Origin of the sequence: Xenorhabdus poinarii G6 (assembly GCF_000968175.1) — a bacterium.
Classification (GTDB): Bacteria; Pseudomonadota; Gammaproteobacteria; order Enterobacterales; family Enterobacteriaceae; genus Xenorhabdus; species Xenorhabdus poinarii.
Genome location: NZ_FO704551.1, coordinates 1,971,249 through 1,986,455, shown reverse-complemented (window position 1 = coordinate 1,986,455; position 15,207 = coordinate 1,971,249). Strand labels below are relative to the sequence as shown.

16 protein-coding genes are annotated in these 15,207 nt (G+C 46.6%); 4 read left to right on the top strand and 12 right to left on the bottom strand.

Translation table 11 applies throughout. The features are described 5' to 3' along the window. Position 1: 1 nt before the first annotated feature. From fliN to fliF, 9 genes are all read right to left on the bottom strand, one after another. A complete protein-coding gene (gene fliN / locus XPG1_RS09210) occupies positions 2–409 on the bottom strand; it encodes a flagellar motor switch protein FliN (protein ID WP_045958815.1) in 408 nt (135 codons plus the stop codon). Then, a complete protein-coding gene (gene fliM / locus XPG1_RS09205; RefSeq protein WP_045958814.1) occupies positions 402–1,409 on the bottom strand; it encodes a flagellar motor switch protein FliM in 1,008 nt (335 codons plus the stop codon). The genes fliN and fliM overlap by 8 nt, the downstream gene beginning before the upstream one ends. 5 nt (positions 1,410–1,414) lie before the next feature. Then, complete coding sequence (gene fliL / locus XPG1_RS09200; protein ID WP_045958813.1) at positions 1,415–1,891, bottom strand: flagellar basal body-associated protein FliL; 477 nt, start codon at positions 1,889–1,891, stop codon at positions 1,415–1,417. A gap of 204 nt (positions 1,892–2,095) precedes the next feature. Then, positions 2,096–3,547: a flagellar hook-length control protein FliK gene (locus tag XPG1_RS09190; RefSeq protein ID WP_045958811.1), complete on the bottom strand. Its 1,452-nt coding sequence runs from the start codon at positions 3,545–3,547 to the stop codon at positions 2,096–2,098. Then, the gene (fliJ, locus tag XPG1_RS09185; protein ID WP_045958810.1) at positions 3,544–3,990 is read right to left on the bottom strand and encodes a flagellar export protein FliJ; all 447 of its coding nucleotides are present in this window, start codon (positions 3,988–3,990) and stop codon (positions 3,544–3,546) included. Before fliJ ends, XPG1_RS09190 begins: the two co-directional genes overlap by 4 nt. A gap of 121 nt (positions 3,991–4,111) precedes the next feature. Continuing rightward, on the bottom strand, positions 4,112–5,476 hold the full coding sequence (fliI, locus tag XPG1_RS09180) for a flagellar protein export ATPase FliI (RefSeq protein WP_045958809.1): 1,365 nt from the start codon (positions 5,474–5,476) through the stop codon (positions 4,112–4,114). Further along, positions 5,476–6,180: a flagellar assembly protein FliH gene (gene fliH, locus XPG1_RS09175; protein WP_045958808.1), complete on the bottom strand. Its 705-nt coding sequence runs from the start codon at positions 6,178–6,180 to the stop codon at positions 5,476–5,478. The genes fliI and fliH overlap by 1 nt, the downstream gene beginning before the upstream one ends. Then, on the bottom strand, positions 6,173–7,165 hold the full coding sequence (fliG, locus tag XPG1_RS09170; RefSeq protein WP_045958807.1) for a flagellar motor switch protein FliG: 993 nt from the start codon (positions 7,163–7,165) through the stop codon (positions 6,173–6,175). Before fliG ends, fliH begins: the two co-directional genes overlap by 8 nt. Next, positions 7,162–8,874 carry a flagellar basal-body MS-ring/collar protein FliF gene (fliF, locus tag XPG1_RS09165; RefSeq protein WP_045958806.1) on the bottom strand — a complete coding sequence of 571 codons (1,713 nt, stop codon included), beginning with the start codon at positions 8,872–8,874 and terminating at the stop codon, positions 7,162–7,164. The genes fliG and fliF overlap by 4 nt, the downstream gene beginning before the upstream one ends. A gap of 283 nt (positions 8,875–9,157) precedes the next feature. Between fliF and fliE the strand changes: the two genes are divergently transcribed. The 3 genes from fliE to XPG1_RS09150 all read left to right on the top strand — a co-directional run bounded on the left by fliE (position 9,158) and on the right by XPG1_RS09150 (position 11,253). Beyond that, on the top strand, positions 9,158–9,469 hold the full coding sequence (fliE, locus tag XPG1_RS09160; protein WP_045958805.1) for a flagellar hook-basal body complex protein FliE: 312 nt from the start codon (positions 9,158–9,160) through the stop codon (positions 9,467–9,469). A gap of 346 nt (positions 9,470–9,815) precedes the next feature. Continuing rightward, a complete protein-coding gene (locus XPG1_RS17065; protein ID WP_052708287.1) occupies positions 9,816–10,538 on the top strand; it encodes a Thoeris anti-defense Tad2 family protein in 723 nt (240 codons plus the stop codon). A gap of 172 nt (positions 10,539–10,710) precedes the next feature. Beyond that, positions 10,711–11,253: an Ail/Lom family outer membrane beta-barrel protein gene (locus XPG1_RS09150; protein ID WP_045958804.1), complete on the top strand. Its 543-nt coding sequence runs from the start codon at positions 10,711–10,713 to the stop codon at positions 11,251–11,253. 219 nt (positions 11,254–11,472) lie between these two features. On the opposite strand, the gene fliT is transcribed toward XPG1_RS09150, so the two are convergent. Genes fliT through fliD form a run of 3 tightly spaced genes read right to left on the bottom strand, consistent with a single transcriptional unit; the run spans position 11,473 to position 13,741 of the window. Then, a complete protein-coding gene (gene fliT / locus XPG1_RS09145; RefSeq protein WP_045958803.1) occupies positions 11,473–11,847 on the bottom strand; it encodes a flagella biosynthesis regulatory protein FliT in 375 nt (124 codons plus the stop codon). After that, entirely contained in the window at positions 11,847–12,257 is a 411-nt protein-coding gene (fliS, locus tag XPG1_RS09140) for a flagellar export chaperone FliS (RefSeq protein ID WP_045958802.1), read from the bottom strand. Before fliS ends, fliT begins: the two co-directional genes overlap by 1 nt. Before the next feature lie 11 nt (positions 12,258–12,268). Beyond that, positions 12,269–13,741: a flagellar filament capping protein FliD gene (gene fliD / locus XPG1_RS09135; protein ID WP_045958801.1), complete on the bottom strand. Its 1,473-nt coding sequence runs from the start codon at positions 13,739–13,741 to the stop codon at positions 12,269–12,271. 276 nt (positions 13,742–14,017) lie between these two features. Between fliD and XPG1_RS09130 the strand changes: the two genes are divergently transcribed. After that, complete coding sequence (locus XPG1_RS09130; protein ID WP_045960626.1) at positions 14,018–15,100, top strand: flagellin FliC; 1,083 nt, start codon at positions 14,018–14,020, stop codon at positions 15,098–15,100. Positions 15,101–15,207 lie beyond the last annotated feature (107 nt).

Genomic DNA, 15,207 nt, shown 5'->3' with positions numbered 1-15,207 from the left:
GTTAACGACTCAAGCGGCGCATACGCTCAGAAGGCGTAATGATATCGGTGATACGGATACCGTATTTATCGGATACGACAACCACTTCTCCCTGTGCAATCAAATAACCGTTAATCAGAATATCTAACGGTTCTCCCGCCAGCCCGTCAAGGGAAACCACTGAGCCTTGCGACAGCTTCAACAGTTGCTTAATGGTCATTTTGGTACGCCCCAGCTCGACAGAGAGTTTAACGGGAATATCCATGATCAAATCAATATCAGAGAGTTGGGCCAACGCATCCTGTGCTTCCAGATTCTCAAATATTGACGCGCCGCTGTCAGAGGTTTGCTGTGCGGCCTGTTGTTCCAGCGCTTCTGCCCACATCTCTTCAGCTAATCTGGTCTCAGTGGGGTGTTTAGCATCACTCATTGGGCTTTTCCTCATCCAGAGCAGTTAAAACAGGATTAATCAAGTGTTCAACACGCAGGGCATATTGCCCGTTCAGTGTTCCATATTGACTGGTGAGCACCGGCACACCATCAACGTGAACGATCAGGCGTTCAGGTTTTTCAATCGGCAAGATATCGCCTTTTTTCAGTTCCAGGATCTTTGACAATCGCAGCGGAATATCAACGAAGTTCGCCACCAGCTCTAATTCTGAGTGTTGAACTTGTTTCACCAGACTTTCACGCCACTGGCTATCTTCCTGACGCACATTTTCCACCGGGGGATTGGTCAGACGTTCACGCAGGGGTTCAATCATGGCGAAGGGAATACAAATATTGAATTCCCCGGTTAAGGCGCCGATTTCGACCTGAAACGGGGTCGTCACGACAATATCATTGGGTGACGTGGTGATATTAGTGAACTTTATTTGTGTTTCAGAACGCACATATTCCACTTCAAGTTTAAAAATGGAATCCCATGAGTCGCGATAGGCATCCAGCGCCAGTTTCAGCATCCGGTTAATGATACGCTGTTCGGTATAGGTGAATTCACGGCCTTCCACTTTGGTTGGAAAACGCCCATCCCCACCGAACAGGTTATCCACAGCGATATAAACCAGGCTAGGTTCAAAAGCAAATAGCGCGACCCCTCTCAAAGGTTTTAGGTGAACCAGATTGAGGTTAGTCGGTACAGCCAGATTGCGGGCAAATTCGTGGTAGGGCTGAACTTTGATGGCGCCGACCGTAATATCCGGGCTCCGGCGTAGCATGTTAAACAGCCCCATTCTGAATTGGCGGGCAAAACGTTCATTGATGATTTCCAGTGACTGCAAACGTTCGCGTACAACACGGCGTTGTGTATTGGGATCGTATGGGCGAACCTCATTTTCTCCAGACGCAGTTTGTTCAACGTCATCCGCAGAGGTACTGTCACCATTGAGCAAAGCATCAATCTCTGCTTGTGAAAGAATATTGTCACTCATTGTGATTATCGCAGAATAAACGTGGTAAATAATACATCGGTGATTTCCTGATCGGGTTCACTGGGTATTAATGTCGGATTTAGTGTCTGTTTGATAGCGGCCATCAAATTCATCTTGCCATCATTTTTTGCCAGATTGTCGGCTTGCTGGCGAGATAATAACAGCAACAGGCGACTCCGCACTTCAGGCAGGTAGTCATGGAAGCGCTGGCGGGTCTTCTCGTTAGGCAGACGCAATGTGATGCCAACATACAAAACACGATCCAAGTGCTCTTCGTTGTCGATCAGATTGACGGTAAAAGGTTCCAGAGTCATAAATACGGGTAAATTAGTGACTTTGGTTTTATCTGTATTCTGATTGGTTGATTGGTTCATTTTCCACCAACTATACCCGCCAATGGCAGCACCAAGAACAGCAATCAGTATTAACAGAATCATCCAAATTGGATTTTTGCGTTTACGCTCGTAATTATAATCAGACATGGACAGACAAATTCCTGTTTTCCGTTGCGAACAAGTTTCCGCACATTCCATGGCGAAACGCTTATTCATCATATTCAGTATCAATTATCCCGCGTCTTTGTTTCGGCAATGGCCGGAACAAACAGAGAAAAAACGATTAACTCACGCGTTTGTTATCGACCTTTTTCCACTTTATGGTCGTGTATCCTGAAATTCGGCGAATAATCAGGCAAAGGTATCAATTCCCCCTCGCGTTGAAGCAAGGCGTTGAGGTGCTGATACCGGTGAGGGTGTCGCCTCTGTGACTGTCGCTAAACGATGATTTTGACGCTCAGCATGGGCGCCGGATTGGCCGTCCGAGTGATTGGCTTGGTGATTGGCAGAGAATGCGGATTGGTCATTTCCCGGATTATCACTGTGGATACTGCTTTGTGCCAATTGAATCCCATTTTCAGCCAGCGCATGGCGTAATCCCGGTAGTGCCGCCTCCAGCGCCACACGCACATGCTGATGAGCGGAAACAAAATGCAACTGTGCCTGATTATCTTCAACGCTCATGCGAATATGCAACGCCCCCAATTCCTGGGGATGTAAACGAAGTTCTGCCTGTTGCAAACCATGACGGTTAAAAAACAGTACATGTTGATTGAGTTGTTGTTGCCATTCTTCGCTGCCAAGATGCGCATTCAATAAAGGGGCTGATGGATTGGTCAGCTGAAATTGCCCGGTCGGGTGGTGTCCGGCTGAGAGTGGGGTAGGGGTAGCCAATAGTGTGGGTGAATCAATCGACGCGGACTCCGTTGCGTTTAATGCAAGTGCAGCCTGAACGGCTATTTGGAACAGTTCTGGTTCTTGACTAACCGGAATGGCTGGTTTGAGGAGAGCATTAATAGACACGGTTTTGCTGTTACTGGTCGTGGCCAGTTTGACTGGCTCGGTAAGCGGTGTCTGACCCGATTGGCGATTGGCAACGCTTGCGGTCTTATTATTCAGGAACGCATTGTTCAGCGATGTCTCCTGTCTGGCAGCGAGCTGTAACGCGTCATCTTGCTGTTCAGTATCGATTAATTGACTGTCAGTGATGCGTTGAGCTGGCATTGCGTTTACCGCGCTGTGGTGGCCTTTCTGCAATGTGTTAGCGGATAAACGGTTTTCCGCTAACACATTGGCCGCTAATCCAGTGATCAGTAATCCATCATCCAGCAATCCATCTTCCGATGATTCATTGCCCGTTAATTCATCTGCGGTTTCCGAAACGTCCGTAGGATTGGTCAGTGGGGCAAGCAGCCCGGCAAGCTGGATGGGAATGGCTGCGCTTAATGCTTCGGCTGACAGGGGATTTTCTTCTTTCAAGACCGTCAATTCAGCGCGGGTTTTTGGGTTTTTTTGCGGCGTGGTTGTGGCTTGTGGCTTATCCTCAACCACGGTGTGATTTGATGTCGTTGTCAAGGGTGAGTGGTTTCCCGCAGTTTTATCTGCGGTAGTCGGGGTGCCTCCTTGCAGGCTGTTTTTACCCGCCTGGGCGGAGGGCTTTCGCATTGCGGCTGTTTCTGCATCGAGCAGTTGCCCAAATTGAGAAGCAGGGTTACCGTCCACGGCACGATCCAAACGCGATAAACTTTTGTCGCTGCCTTTATTTGTGGGTTTTAAATCAGTCGGCAAAAGAGTGAGATTCATGGTGTCATTCTCCGTTGTGCGCCACGTTGTGCATACTCGTCCATTTGTTTTTGCTCCATGCGATTCTGCTGTGACTGCAAATTTTGTTCAGCCCGCTGTTGCAATGTATCGAAGGCGTTCAAACGCTGTTGTTTTTCCTGCCAATGTGATATCGCCTGCTCAAGACGTTTGTCCCATTGATTGAGCTGTAATTTATGCTGTTCAATTGCTATTTCCAGCGTTTTCATAAATTGCTGATAATTTTGCCAGGTCGAGCAGGACATACCATTACTGAGCGTGTTATTCAAACGGCTGCGATATTCATCCTGATAATCCATTAATGCTGTCAGTTGTTGCGCCATTTGCAGGTGGTTTTGCCGGATCTGGGCGAGTTGTAATGCCGCTTTTTCGGCTGCATCCTGAGCCAGTTCACGCAAAGTCACGAGAGGGGAGTGTTGTCGCATGTATTTCCTCGTTTTAATGACTGAATCGCATCAACCGTAATAAGGGGATATCGGCATGGTATCGGGAAACCTTCCCCATTCTGGCCAAATACTCTTCGGCTGAATCTCCATAAGCAAAATATTATGTTGGCAGTAACTGTTGAAGTTGAGTACAGGCCGTATCGTATTCGCTGCGTTCATCAATGCCTTGTTGCAGGAATTGCGCCATATGCGGATAAAGCTCAATTGCCCGATCCAACAGAGGATCACTGCCCGCCGCATAGGCGCCCACGTTAATCAAATCTCGGTTACGTTGATAGCCGGAAAGTAACTGTTTGAAATGTTGCACCCGCCGGTAATGGGTATTGTCAATCAGTGCGGTCATAGCCCGACTGATAGAGGCTTCGATATCAATCGCCGGATAGTGTCCTGACTCTGCCAGGGCACGTGATAGCACGATATGACCATCCAGAATGGCACGTGCCGCATCAGCAATCGGATCTTGCTGGTCATCACCTTCGGTCAGTACGGTGTAAAATGCAGTAATAGAACCGCCATCACTGACGCCATTACCCGCTCTTTCTACCAGAGCCGGTAACTTTGCAAACACCGAAGGGGGATAGCCTTTTGTTGCTGGCGGTTCACCGATAGCCAGTGCAATTTCGCGCTGTGCCATGCTATAACGGGTCAAAGAATCCATGATCAACAACACATGTTTACCACGATCGCGAAAATCTTCCGCAATGCGGGTGGCATAAGAAGCCCCCTGCATTCTCAATAATGGCGAAACATCTGCGGGCGCGGCGACAACGACAGAGCGTGACAATCCTTCTGTGCCCAGAATGTTTTCGATAAAGTCTTTAACTTCACGACCACGTTCACCAATCAATCCCACAACGATGACGTCTGCCTGGGTATAGCGAGCCATCATGCCGAGCAGGACACTTTTACCGACCCCAGAGCCGGCAAATAACCCCATGCGTTGTCCGCGTCCGACTGTCAGCAGGGCATTAATGGCCCGGACGCCAACATCCAATACATGACTGATCGGTGTTCTTTGCAGTGGGTTTAATGGGGTTGTTGTTAGCGGGGCGCGTAGCCCGGTATCAGGGGCAGGTAAGCCATCAAGGGGGCGACCAGCGCCATCCAGAACCCGGCCAAGCAATTCAGGTCCCAGTGGCAGGCGACGTCCGCCGCCGGCATCGTCACCATAAGCACGGGCATAGACGCGAGCCCCCGGCACAATACCTTCCAGTTCTTCCAGTGGCATCAATAACAGTTTTTCGCCATTGAAGCCGACAACTTCACTTTCAACTTCTTCAATGATGCTGCCGTTCTGACGTTCGATCAGACAGGTAGCGCCGAGAGGCATATGTAAACCCGTGGCTTCCAATACCAGACCCGTGGCGCGAGTCAGACGGCCATAGCGGCGTATTTTCGGGGTTTTCTCCAGACGCTTTTCCAGTGAATCTAATGTTGCCAGCCAGCGCCCTAGTCTTGCCGTCATCACAATTCTCCCGGTGCGGCCAGGCGGCACATTTCCTGCCAGCGAGTGGCTAAACTGGCGTCCAGATCCCCTTCATCGGCAGTGATCTTACAGCCCCCCGGATGGAGTTTGTTATCTGCAATTAAGCGCCAGCCGTGCAGTGCCAGAACATCCCCCAGTTGTTGCTCAACCAGTGGCATGTTTTGTGGATGAATTCGCAATTGGGGTTTGCCACTGAACATAGGTTCTTGCTGAATAAATTCGCGGATCTGGCTCAGCAGGGCAGTGCCGTCACAGACCGCGGGCTGCCCTAAAATATGATGGGCCGCGGTTAATGCAAGCTGCATTAGACGAGACGCAATCACGGTATCCAGCCCATCGATTGAATGGCTAAACTCCGTTAATAGGGCTTTCCATTGATCGATAACAATTTGTTGTTGCTGTTCGGCTTCTTGCAAACCTTGCTCCAGCCCGGCCTGTCGGCCTTCCTGAATCCCCTGTTCATAGCCTTGTGTCCGGCCTTCGGCAAATCCCTGAGCATGACCCGCCTGACGCGCCTGCTCTTTCAGCTCATCCAGTTTTCGCGCCTGTTCCAGTAATCGATCCTGTTCGCTTGGCGCCTGTTCTTCGTCTATCGGTTCCAGTTTTGCCCGCAGCGTTTCCCACTGCGTTAATTCGCCCGGCAGCCACGGCTGCCAGTTTCTATTATTCGCATTATCAGACATAGGTATCGTCACCTCCGTTCAGGAGCATCTCACCACTTTCTGCCAGACGACGAACAATCAGCAGGATGGCCTTCTGCTCAGCTTCCACCTGGGACATACGGACAGGGCCACGGGTTGCCAAATCGTCACGCATAATTTCAGCCGCACGTTGGGACATATTGTTGAGGAAGTGATCGCGTAATGCCTGATCGCAACCTTTCAATGCCACCAGCAAGGCGTCGGTTGAAATTTCCTGCAACAAGCGTTGGATGCTGCGATCGTCCACATTGATAAGGTTTTCGAACAGGAACATCTCATCGATAATTTTCTGTGCCAGTTCGCCATCGTAGGAACGAACTGCATCAATGACCCCTTCTTCCTGTTGGCTTTTCATCAGGTTAATGATTTCAGCCGCAGTACGAACACCGCCCATTTTGCTGCGTTTCAGGTTCTGGCCATCCAGCAGGTTGTTCAGCACTTCCGTCAATTCCGCCAGGGCAGAGGGTTGTACACCACCAAAAGTGGCGATACGCAGCATGACATCGTTGCGCAGGCGATCATCAAACAGGGCAAGAATATCGGCAGCCTGACCACGGTTCAGGTGAACCAAAATGGTGGCAATGATCTGCGGATGCTCATCGCGGATCATATCGGCCGCCATCTGCGGTTCCATAAAGTTGAGGGTTTCGATGCCCGTCGTGGTATCTCGGGACTCAAAAATATCCTCAAGCAAACTGGATGCCCGTTCTTCACCTAAGGCTTTGATCAGTACGCTGCGCAGATAGTCGTTAGCATTGATACTCAGTGCCGTGAACTGCTCCGCATCTTCTTCAAACTGTGCCAGCACCTCAACCAGTTGCTGATTCGAGACTTGTTTCATTCCCGCCATCGCAATGCTGAGTTGTTGTAATTCCCTGGAATTCAGGTGCTTGAACACCTCGGCCGCCTGATCTTCCCCCAGGGTCATTAACATAACGGCACTTTTTTCTGTTCCTGACAGGCTCATTGTTCGTTACTCATCCATTGACGGATCACCAGCGCGACAACGCGAGGATCTTTTTCTGCAAGCTCACGGACACGCTGGCTTTGGAGCTCAGCACTGACACGTTGGTTAGCCAGATTACGACGCACTTTTCCATCCATTTCCGTGTTGGTTTCTGTTTGCTGTTTCTGCTGTTTTTTCTGCGCTTCCAGTACGGCTTTTTCCGCTGCTTGTTTTCTGGCGATTTGTGGCACGATCATTTTACGCCACAGCAGCCAGGCAACCAGAATCAGCAGTAACCAGCGACCAGCTTCCAACAATTTTTCCAGCAGCAGTGGATGTTGCCAGAATGGCAGCGGTTCAATCACTTCTCCGGTGTCATTGAACAGGGTGTTAACCACATTCAGACTGTCACCACGGTCAACTGAAAAGCCCATCGCTTCACGGGTTAATGCTTCGATCTTTGATAGTTGTTCTGGTGTCAACGCTTGTGTTTCAAGGCCATTTTCTCCCTGAACAGTGACATGGTTGACCACCACGGCGACCGAAAGACGCTTTACTTCACCCGCCTGCAATTGCGTATGGCGAATGGTGCGATCCACTTCATAGTTGATGGTTTCGTCATGATGGTTGTTGCGGCTGTTATTCACCAGTCGCTCATTGCTATTATTCCGGTTGGCATTATTGCGCTGTGGGTTAGGTTTTTCGTCACCGTTACCTTTGGCATTTGCGTTCGGTTTTTCAATGGGCGCATTGGGTGCAGCGCTTGGTTGATTTGACAAGGCGCCTGGCACACCGCCAACCGATGAACCGCCGTTTTGCTCGCCGCTACTACTTTGTCTGGAACGGACAGCGGCCTGATTTGGTGGCTGGTTAGGTTTATATTCTTCCTCGGTTTCTTCACGGCGAGAGAAATCAATTTGAGCGGTGACTTGCGCATGAACATTACCACGACCAACCACCGGTGCCAGAATGGTTTCAATGCGATGCTGGAAACGATTCTCCACTTCTTGGGTATATTTCAGCTGCGTTGTGTTCAAATCACGCCCGGTTGTATTGCTCTGTGTCAGCAGACGCCCTGATTGATCGACAATCGTGACATTCCCTGCTGGCAATCCGGCCACGCTGCTTGAAACCATATGCACGATAGCGTTGATTTGCCCTTCATCCAGAGCTCGTCCCTGCAATAATCCTACTGTTACTGAGGCTGATGGCGATTTTTGCTCACGAACAAACAAGGACGGCTTAGGCAACGCCAGATGAACCCGGGCACTCTGAACGGGGCCGAGGGATTCCACCGTGCGAGCCAATTCACCTTCCAGCGCGCGCTGGTAATTGACCTGCTCACTAAACTGGCTGATACCGAATTTTTCTTGATCCAATAGCTCGAAACCTGCGGCTCCCCCTTTAGGTAACCCTTGTTGTGCCAGTTTCAGGCGGGTTTCATGCACCTTGTCGGCAGGTATCATGAGTGCCGAGCCATTCTCGGCAAAGCGGTAAGGGACATTCATTTGGGTTAATTGCGTAACGATTTCACCACCATCCTTATCGCTCAGGTTGCTGTAAAGCACCCGATAATCGGGGCTGCGCAACCAGAGAAACAGGGCAACAACGATAGCGATGGCAGCGGAACCAGCAACTAATAACGGCACTTTTGGATCAGCTTTTATCCTGCTGATGATAGCGTTGAACCCTTTTTTGTGGTTTCCAACGTCAGTGGCTGCTGCACTCATAGACGATCCTTGCCTTGCTGGTTAATATGAATACTAAAAGCGTGGCGTAACAAAACAGACTCCCCATACGCAAGCGAAAAGATTCTTCCTATTATTAATCCCTCCATTATTCGCTGTTCACCCCTCTTTTAATGGCAGAATAAGCCTCGAATTTTTACCTTAATTACTCGCTTTAGTTTGCAAGGGCTATGGTACGGTGATTGCGTGGAAAACTGCCAATCCGTTCACGGTGAATAGGGCACTTAATCACGTCATCAATAGGGTGATTTAACGCGAGGTTTTTATGTCAATTCAGGCAATTGAAGGTGTACTGCAACAGATGCAGGTTCAGGTATTACAGGCAGAAAACATGGCCAAACCCATGCCGATCCAAGACGGTTTTGCTAGTCAACTCACCTCGGCAGTAGAAAAAATAAATAAAAATCGGTTAGATGCGGCGAAACAGGCACAAGATTTCACTTTGGGCGTTCCGGGAGTGGAACTGAATGATGTGATGGTGAATATACAAAAAGCGAGTATTTCACTGCAAATGGGGATCCAGGTAAGAAATAAGCTGGTGAGTGCCTATCATGAAATTATGAATATGCAGGTGTGATGCTATTAATATATTGATATATATGATTAAATCACTTTTTTATAACTCGCTTCGGACATATTTTCGATGAAACGTGCCCGATATTGTCCATAACCTCGTATTCGCGGGGTTTTTATTATTCTATATTCAACACGGAATATTCAGCATTAGCAGTAAAATTTGAATTTACAACTCACTGAATCACACACTCGACTAACAGGCATATTTTATAATGCGAAACCCTATTTTAATTCGTATTAATTTTGAAAATGGATATTAAATTGAGATAAAAATACAACTTAAGTAATATTAACTGGCTTAGCAGTAGGATGAAATGACCACTAACGAATAATAAAGTGAGGGATTTATGTCTGACGTTAATAAGCTGGATAATAAACAATGTCCGTTTGATCTCAGTAAATACAAAAGTAATGATGTGGTAGCTCCTGTGGGTTCTGTTCCATGGGCAATCATTCAGGTATATGAAGGGAAAGCAGTAGGTCGTACTGAATGGAATTCACTTGCTGAATATATACACCTCTCGACTAAAAACGATGGAAGTGCGCCTATCTACATTGAAAAGCATAATAAAGATGGCATTTCTGAGGCCTGGGAACCAACACCGGAAGACTTGATGGCGTGTGATTGGGCGTTAGTAAAGATAGAAGTAAAGCCAGCTGATTGCATGCTGTCTTTTGATCTTAAGGTAGGGACTAGTCAATATGATGATGGTCAGGATTGGGGATATCTGACCAAGGATGGGCATTTAAGTACAGATCAATCTACTTTTGGCACTCTGACTAATCTTCAAAGCACGATAGGTATTGGAAATATCTTAACGTTCTACTCTGAAGGAACCCACGACGGTGTTTTTGGTCTTATCGAATTGCAAGTTGACACCCAGAACCAACCAGACTTATGGAATAAGAACCTTGAAGTAGTGGTGAAGGGTTCAACTTATAATCTGGGTTCTAGTTCCAGCCATTCTACAACTGATTTCGAATATACCTCTGACGGCGCAAAACAACTAGGCGACCTATTGACACAAAACGTAGATAAAACACTGTATTTTTGCTTCAACTGGAAATAACCCAATCTACACTCTGAATTCAAGGCTGCGATTCTGTGGCCTTTTTTATTACCTAATTTGCTACAGTCAATATCTTTTGCAGCTCTTCGTCATATTTATCCATAATAAACTTAAAAAAAATTTTCTGTACTATACTTGCTCTGTCTTTGTCATCTAATGGATTAATTAAATTATGAAAAAGTTAGTTTTAATATCATTGATTTCTACCGGAATAGCCTTTGTATCCATAAGTGCTAATGCTGCGGGGGAAAGTACGATTTCTGCCGGATATGCACAGAGTCATGTGAAGTTTGATGGTGATAAATTAAAAGAAAATCCAAAAGGTTTTAATGTCAAATATCGTTATGAATTTGATGATCACTGGGGGGTGATTGGCTCGTTCACATATACCCATCAGGGCTATGAATATTATCATGGTGGGCATAAAACGGCGACGATTGATCTGGATTACTATGCACTGACTGCTGGCCCTGTATACCGTATTAATGATTATGTGAGCGCTTATGGTTTAATTGGCCCGGCTCATGGTAAAGTGGAAGGCAAAGATAGGATCCAGGGCGTTTCAAACAGCGAAAGTAAAACCGAACTGGCTTATGCTGCTGGTGTACAGATTAACCCAATTCCGAATGTGGCGATTGATACAGCATATGAATATTCAAAAATTGGGGAATTCAAAGTGGGAACGTGGATGGTCGGTGTTGGGTATCGCTTCTGACCCATGCCTTCTATTCTAATTCAACCCGCTTCGGCGGGTTTATCGTATGCATGGGAACTCATGCCTCCTGTGAATAACCTGAAGAGAATAAAATAAAGTATTAAATAAGGTTAATTAAAAAAGCGATGGTGACGAATTGACACCACCTAAAAGGAAGAAAATAAATTCACGATGAATCAGTGTGATTATTGAATCAATACACCGGTTCCGTTGTTGTATTTAATTAATGTCCGTCGAAGTCAACTCCATTTCATAGTTGTTGATGGGGAACTGCCCATAGGTATCATGTAAAAGTTGTTTACAACTATCCTGTTTAATCAGCTCACTGAGTTCATGTAATCTTTTTTGCAATAATTGCTTAGTTTCTTTTTCATTATCCAGAATAGTTTGCAAAATTTTGGTCAATTGTTGCTGTAATGAAATAGGGACATCTGAGTGTGTTGTCATTAAGGTCACCACTTCGACTGCCTTCACATAGGTGATTTCCATCTCAATAAGCTCATTCCACTTTTCATGTGTCGCTAAATCAAGCAGCTGCTCACTTAAACTCAGCGTCCGCTGGTAAGCTGACAAAAGATCCATATCATTTTTCATTAAACAATATCCTGGCTGGCGTTGTAATGAGGACCTATTTGCCGCCAAGAATCTGAAATCGTTGTGAGTAAATCGATCACTTCAGTTATGGCCTTCTCATCATTGCGTAAATTGGCATGGAGTAAACGACGGCTCATATAATCATATAAATTAAAAAGATTCTGAGCAATCTCACCGCCTTTTTCGAGATCTAAACCGTCTTTAAGACCATTATCAATGATATTGATCGCTTTCGAAATCGCTAATCCTTTCTCTGGAATATTACCCTGTTGCATCAGAATCATTGCACGACGTAGGGCGCTGAGCGCCCCATTGAACAATATCTGAATCAACTGGTAGGGAGAGGCATTCATAATTTCGCTTTCAAGATCTACTTGAGCGTATAACTGGCTTGCCGAACGTTGATACATAATATCCTTTTTTATTTTAAATGCTGGAATAGGGATAATAGGGAGCCACCTGAATTATTCAAGGCATTAACCGCTTTGTCTAATTCGGTAAACTGTCGTTTATAGCGTTCTACGGTTGTATCAATACTTCTGTTTATCTGTTCCATCTGCCTCTCAATGGTTTTCAGACTCTTGTTGATCCCTTCGGTGGCGGTGGCAATAGTCCCTTCATGGCTATCCAGCGTTTTCTTCAACATATTATAGGTCTGGGTCGCGAAACCGGTTTTTTCACCATCTCCCATAAAGAAAGCTTTAACGTTGGCTGGTTTTTCTTTCAGCATTTTTTCCAGTTTTTCATTGCTGATTTCAAGAGTGCCATCCAATTTTTGCTTGATCCCCAATTTGTTCAAGGTGGCAATACCCGTCACATTTTGGGCGGAGAGCAGTTGGTGTCTCAACTGATTCTCTATGCCTCTTAATGTGTTGTCACCGAGCAGGACACCATTGTCTTTTGAAGCGTCTTCACCTTTGGCAACGGGTTTAAATTTGGTCAGTGAATCAAAGGTGCCCTGTGTTGCATTATACGCATCGACCCACTTTTTAATCGCCTCTTTCATTGGCTCGATATCGCGGGAAACGACCAGCGTCTCTGCTTTGGTTTGTTTGACGGTTTTGCCATCAATTTCAATTTCTGCTTTTTCTGAAACCTTGTTCAGATTGAGCGTAACCCCTTCGGGGGCATCTTTTATCTCATTGGTTTGGCGTTCAATCGCGAGACCATTCACGGTTAATTTCGCGTTGGCTGCGGCCACCGATTGAGTCATTGCACCCGAGCCGCCACCTTTGCCATCAGGTGGATAGCTCAGCAGATTGGCCAGTTGACTGTCACCTTCAACGGTGATGGTCATGACGGATTCAGTACCGGCTTTTCTCGCCGTCAGCAGCAGATAGTTTTTATTATCGTTTGCTTTAAAAATGCTGGCGTTAACGTTGCCTTCTTGCCTATTGATGGCTTCACGGATCTCAACCAGAGACGTTTCATGATCTTTCAGCGTGATACGCATCGGCTCTTTGTCTTTACCCGGGTCTTTACCCGGTTGCGTGATAACGATGGTACGGGTTTTCCCCTCGCCCAATGTTGCACCCTGCAGCGATTTGACATCAGCCACGGGTGGGGATTGCAGCGACTGCGCCTTTGCCAGCTGCTGGACTTCAATCTCATAGTTACCCGGGCTGGCTTTAGAATCCGTACTGGGGGTAAAGGTTTTATGATCTGCACTGGTTTTGGTGGTATTGAGCTTATCGAATTTTTTTAATTCTTCAGAGGCGCTCTTTAATTTTTCCAGACTGCCTTTTAATGTGCCAAAACCGGTGAGTTTGGCTTTATAGCTGGTTTGTTGTTGTTTTGGTGGTTCTAAACGGGTTTTTTCTGCGGCCTGAAGCTGATCCAGTACCGATGCCAGATTACTCATCCCTCCGGCCCCTAATGCGGAAATTCTCGCCATGTTAACTCCTTTTTAGTAAAGCATCACTGGATGGGTTATCGGTTTCATTGGCGAAAAGTTTACTGACAAAATGTTTTTTTTAATGGATTGAATAATTGATGAGAAGCGGTGTTGTTTGGTTTATCGGGAAAAAAGCGGGCAAAAACGGCAAAACTTTTTGCAAGAAAGATTAAAGGTTTTTTCTGTGGGGTCGATAAAACTGTTGGCGGTCATGAACACCGTGGGCAAATAGGCTCAAACTCATTACATCGACTTGATTTTAAAAGGAACGCTACTATGGCATCAGTCATTAATACTAACTATTCATCTCTGTTGGCTCAGAACAACCTGACCCGTTCTCAAGGCACGTTAAATTCTGCTATTGAGCGTCTGTCCTCGGGTTTACGTATTAACAGCGCGAAGGATGACGCTGCTGGTCAAGCGATTGCCAACCGTTTCACGGCTAACATCAAAGGTCTGTCTCAGGCTTCCCGTAATGCAAACGACGGTATCTCCATTGCTCAGACTACCGAAGGTGCGCTGAACGAAATTAATAACAACCTGCAACGTGTTCGTGAACTGGCTGTTCAGGCACAAAACGGCAGCAACTCTGATAGCGATCTGAATTCTATTCAGAACGAAGTTAAACAACGTTTGGAGGAGATTGATCGTATTTCAGAACAGACTCAGTTCAATGGTGTAAAAGTATTGAGCAAAGATGCTAAAATAAAAATTCAGGTCGGTGCTAATGATAGAGAAATTATCGAAATCGATCTGAAAAAAATTAATAGCAGCGAATTGAAATTGGGCAAATTTGATGTGACTGATGTGGCACAACATTCAATTACGGGCGATAAGGTTACCCAAGTTGATGGGGTAAAACCTGCTTCTGGTAATGCTCCTAAGGTTGATGTGGATTATGACGATGCTAAAACAGCCTTGAAACTAACAGATACTCAAGCATATCAACGTATGAATGAGAAGACAGGTAAGCCTGTAGCTGGTCAGTATGTGTTGGAAGGTAAAGACGATAAAGGCGAAATCAAACAATACGCAGCAACAATTGGAACGGATGGTAAGGTAGTAGCTGGTGCTGCTATTGAGGACAAAAGTCCACTGAAAACGCTGGATAATGCGCTTGCCAAAGTCGACGACCTGCGCAGCTCTTTGGGTGCAGTCCAAAACCGTCTGGAATCCACCGTTAACAACCTGAGCAATACTGTGACCAACCTGAGTGCGGCGAAAAGCCGTATCGAAGACGCTGACTACGCAACCGAAGTGTCCAACATGAGCCGTGGCCAGATCCTGCAACAAGCAGGTACTTCTGTGCTGGCTCAGGCAAACCAAATCCCACAAACCGTGATGTCTCTGCTGCGTTAATTTCGGTTTTCCGGCTGAGCAGCTATGCAGGGCAACCTGCATAACGAGCGCTGATAAAATAAGGATCGGTTTACCGATCCTTATTTTTTTTGGTTGTTATCAGGGAC

Coding starts and splice junctions, on each gene's coding strand:
- fliN (WP_045958815.1), bottom strand. CDS start 409: ATGAGTGATGCTAAACACCCCACTGAGACCAGATTAGCTGAAGAGATG.
- fliS (WP_045958802.1), bottom strand. CDS start 12,257: ATGTATCAACGTTCGGCAAGCCAGTTATACGCTCAAGTAGATCTTGAA.
- fliM (WP_045958814.1), bottom strand. CDS start 1,409: ATGAGTGACAATATTCTTTCACAAGCAGAGATTGATGCTTTGCTCAAT.
- fliT (WP_045958803.1), bottom strand. CDS start 11,847: ATGAAAAATGATATGGATCTTTTGTCAGCTTACCAGCGGACGCTGAGT.
- XPG1_RS17065 (WP_052708287.1), top strand. CDS start 9,816: ATGTCTGACGTTAATAAGCTGGATAATAAACAATGTCCGTTTGATCTC.
- fliI (WP_045958809.1), bottom strand. CDS start 5,476: ATGACGGCAAGACTAGGGCGCTGGCTGGCAACATTAGATTCACTGGAA.
- fliL (WP_045958813.1), bottom strand. CDS start 1,891: ATGTCTGATTATAATTACGAGCGTAAACGCAAAAATCCAATTTGGATG.
- XPG1_RS09190 (WP_045958811.1), bottom strand. CDS start 3,547: ATGAATCTCACTCTTTTGCCGACTGATTTAAAACCCACAAATAAAGGC.
- fliD (WP_045958801.1), bottom strand. CDS start 13,741: ATGGCGAGAATTTCCGCATTAGGGGCCGGAGGGATGAGTAATCTGGCA.
- fliE (WP_045958805.1), top strand. CDS start 9,158: ATGTCAATTCAGGCAATTGAAGGTGTACTGCAACAGATGCAGGTTCAG.
- XPG1_RS09130 (WP_045960626.1), top strand. CDS start 14,018: ATGGCATCAGTCATTAATACTAACTATTCATCTCTGTTGGCTCAGAAC.
- fliG (WP_045958807.1), bottom strand. CDS start 7,165: ATGAGCCTGTCAGGAACAGAAAAAAGTGCCGTTATGTTAATGACCCTG.
- fliH (WP_045958808.1), bottom strand. CDS start 6,180: ATGTCTGATAATGCGAATAATAGAAACTGGCAGCCGTGGCTGCCGGGC.
- fliJ (WP_045958810.1), bottom strand. CDS start 3,990: ATGCGACAACACTCCCCTCTCGTGACTTTGCGTGAACTGGCTCAGGAT.
- fliF (WP_045958806.1), bottom strand. CDS start 8,874: ATGAGTGCAGCAGCCACTGACGTTGGAAACCACAAAAAAGGGTTCAAC.
- XPG1_RS09150 (WP_045958804.1), top strand. CDS start 10,711: ATGAAAAAGTTAGTTTTAATATCATTGATTTCTACCGGAATAGCCTTT.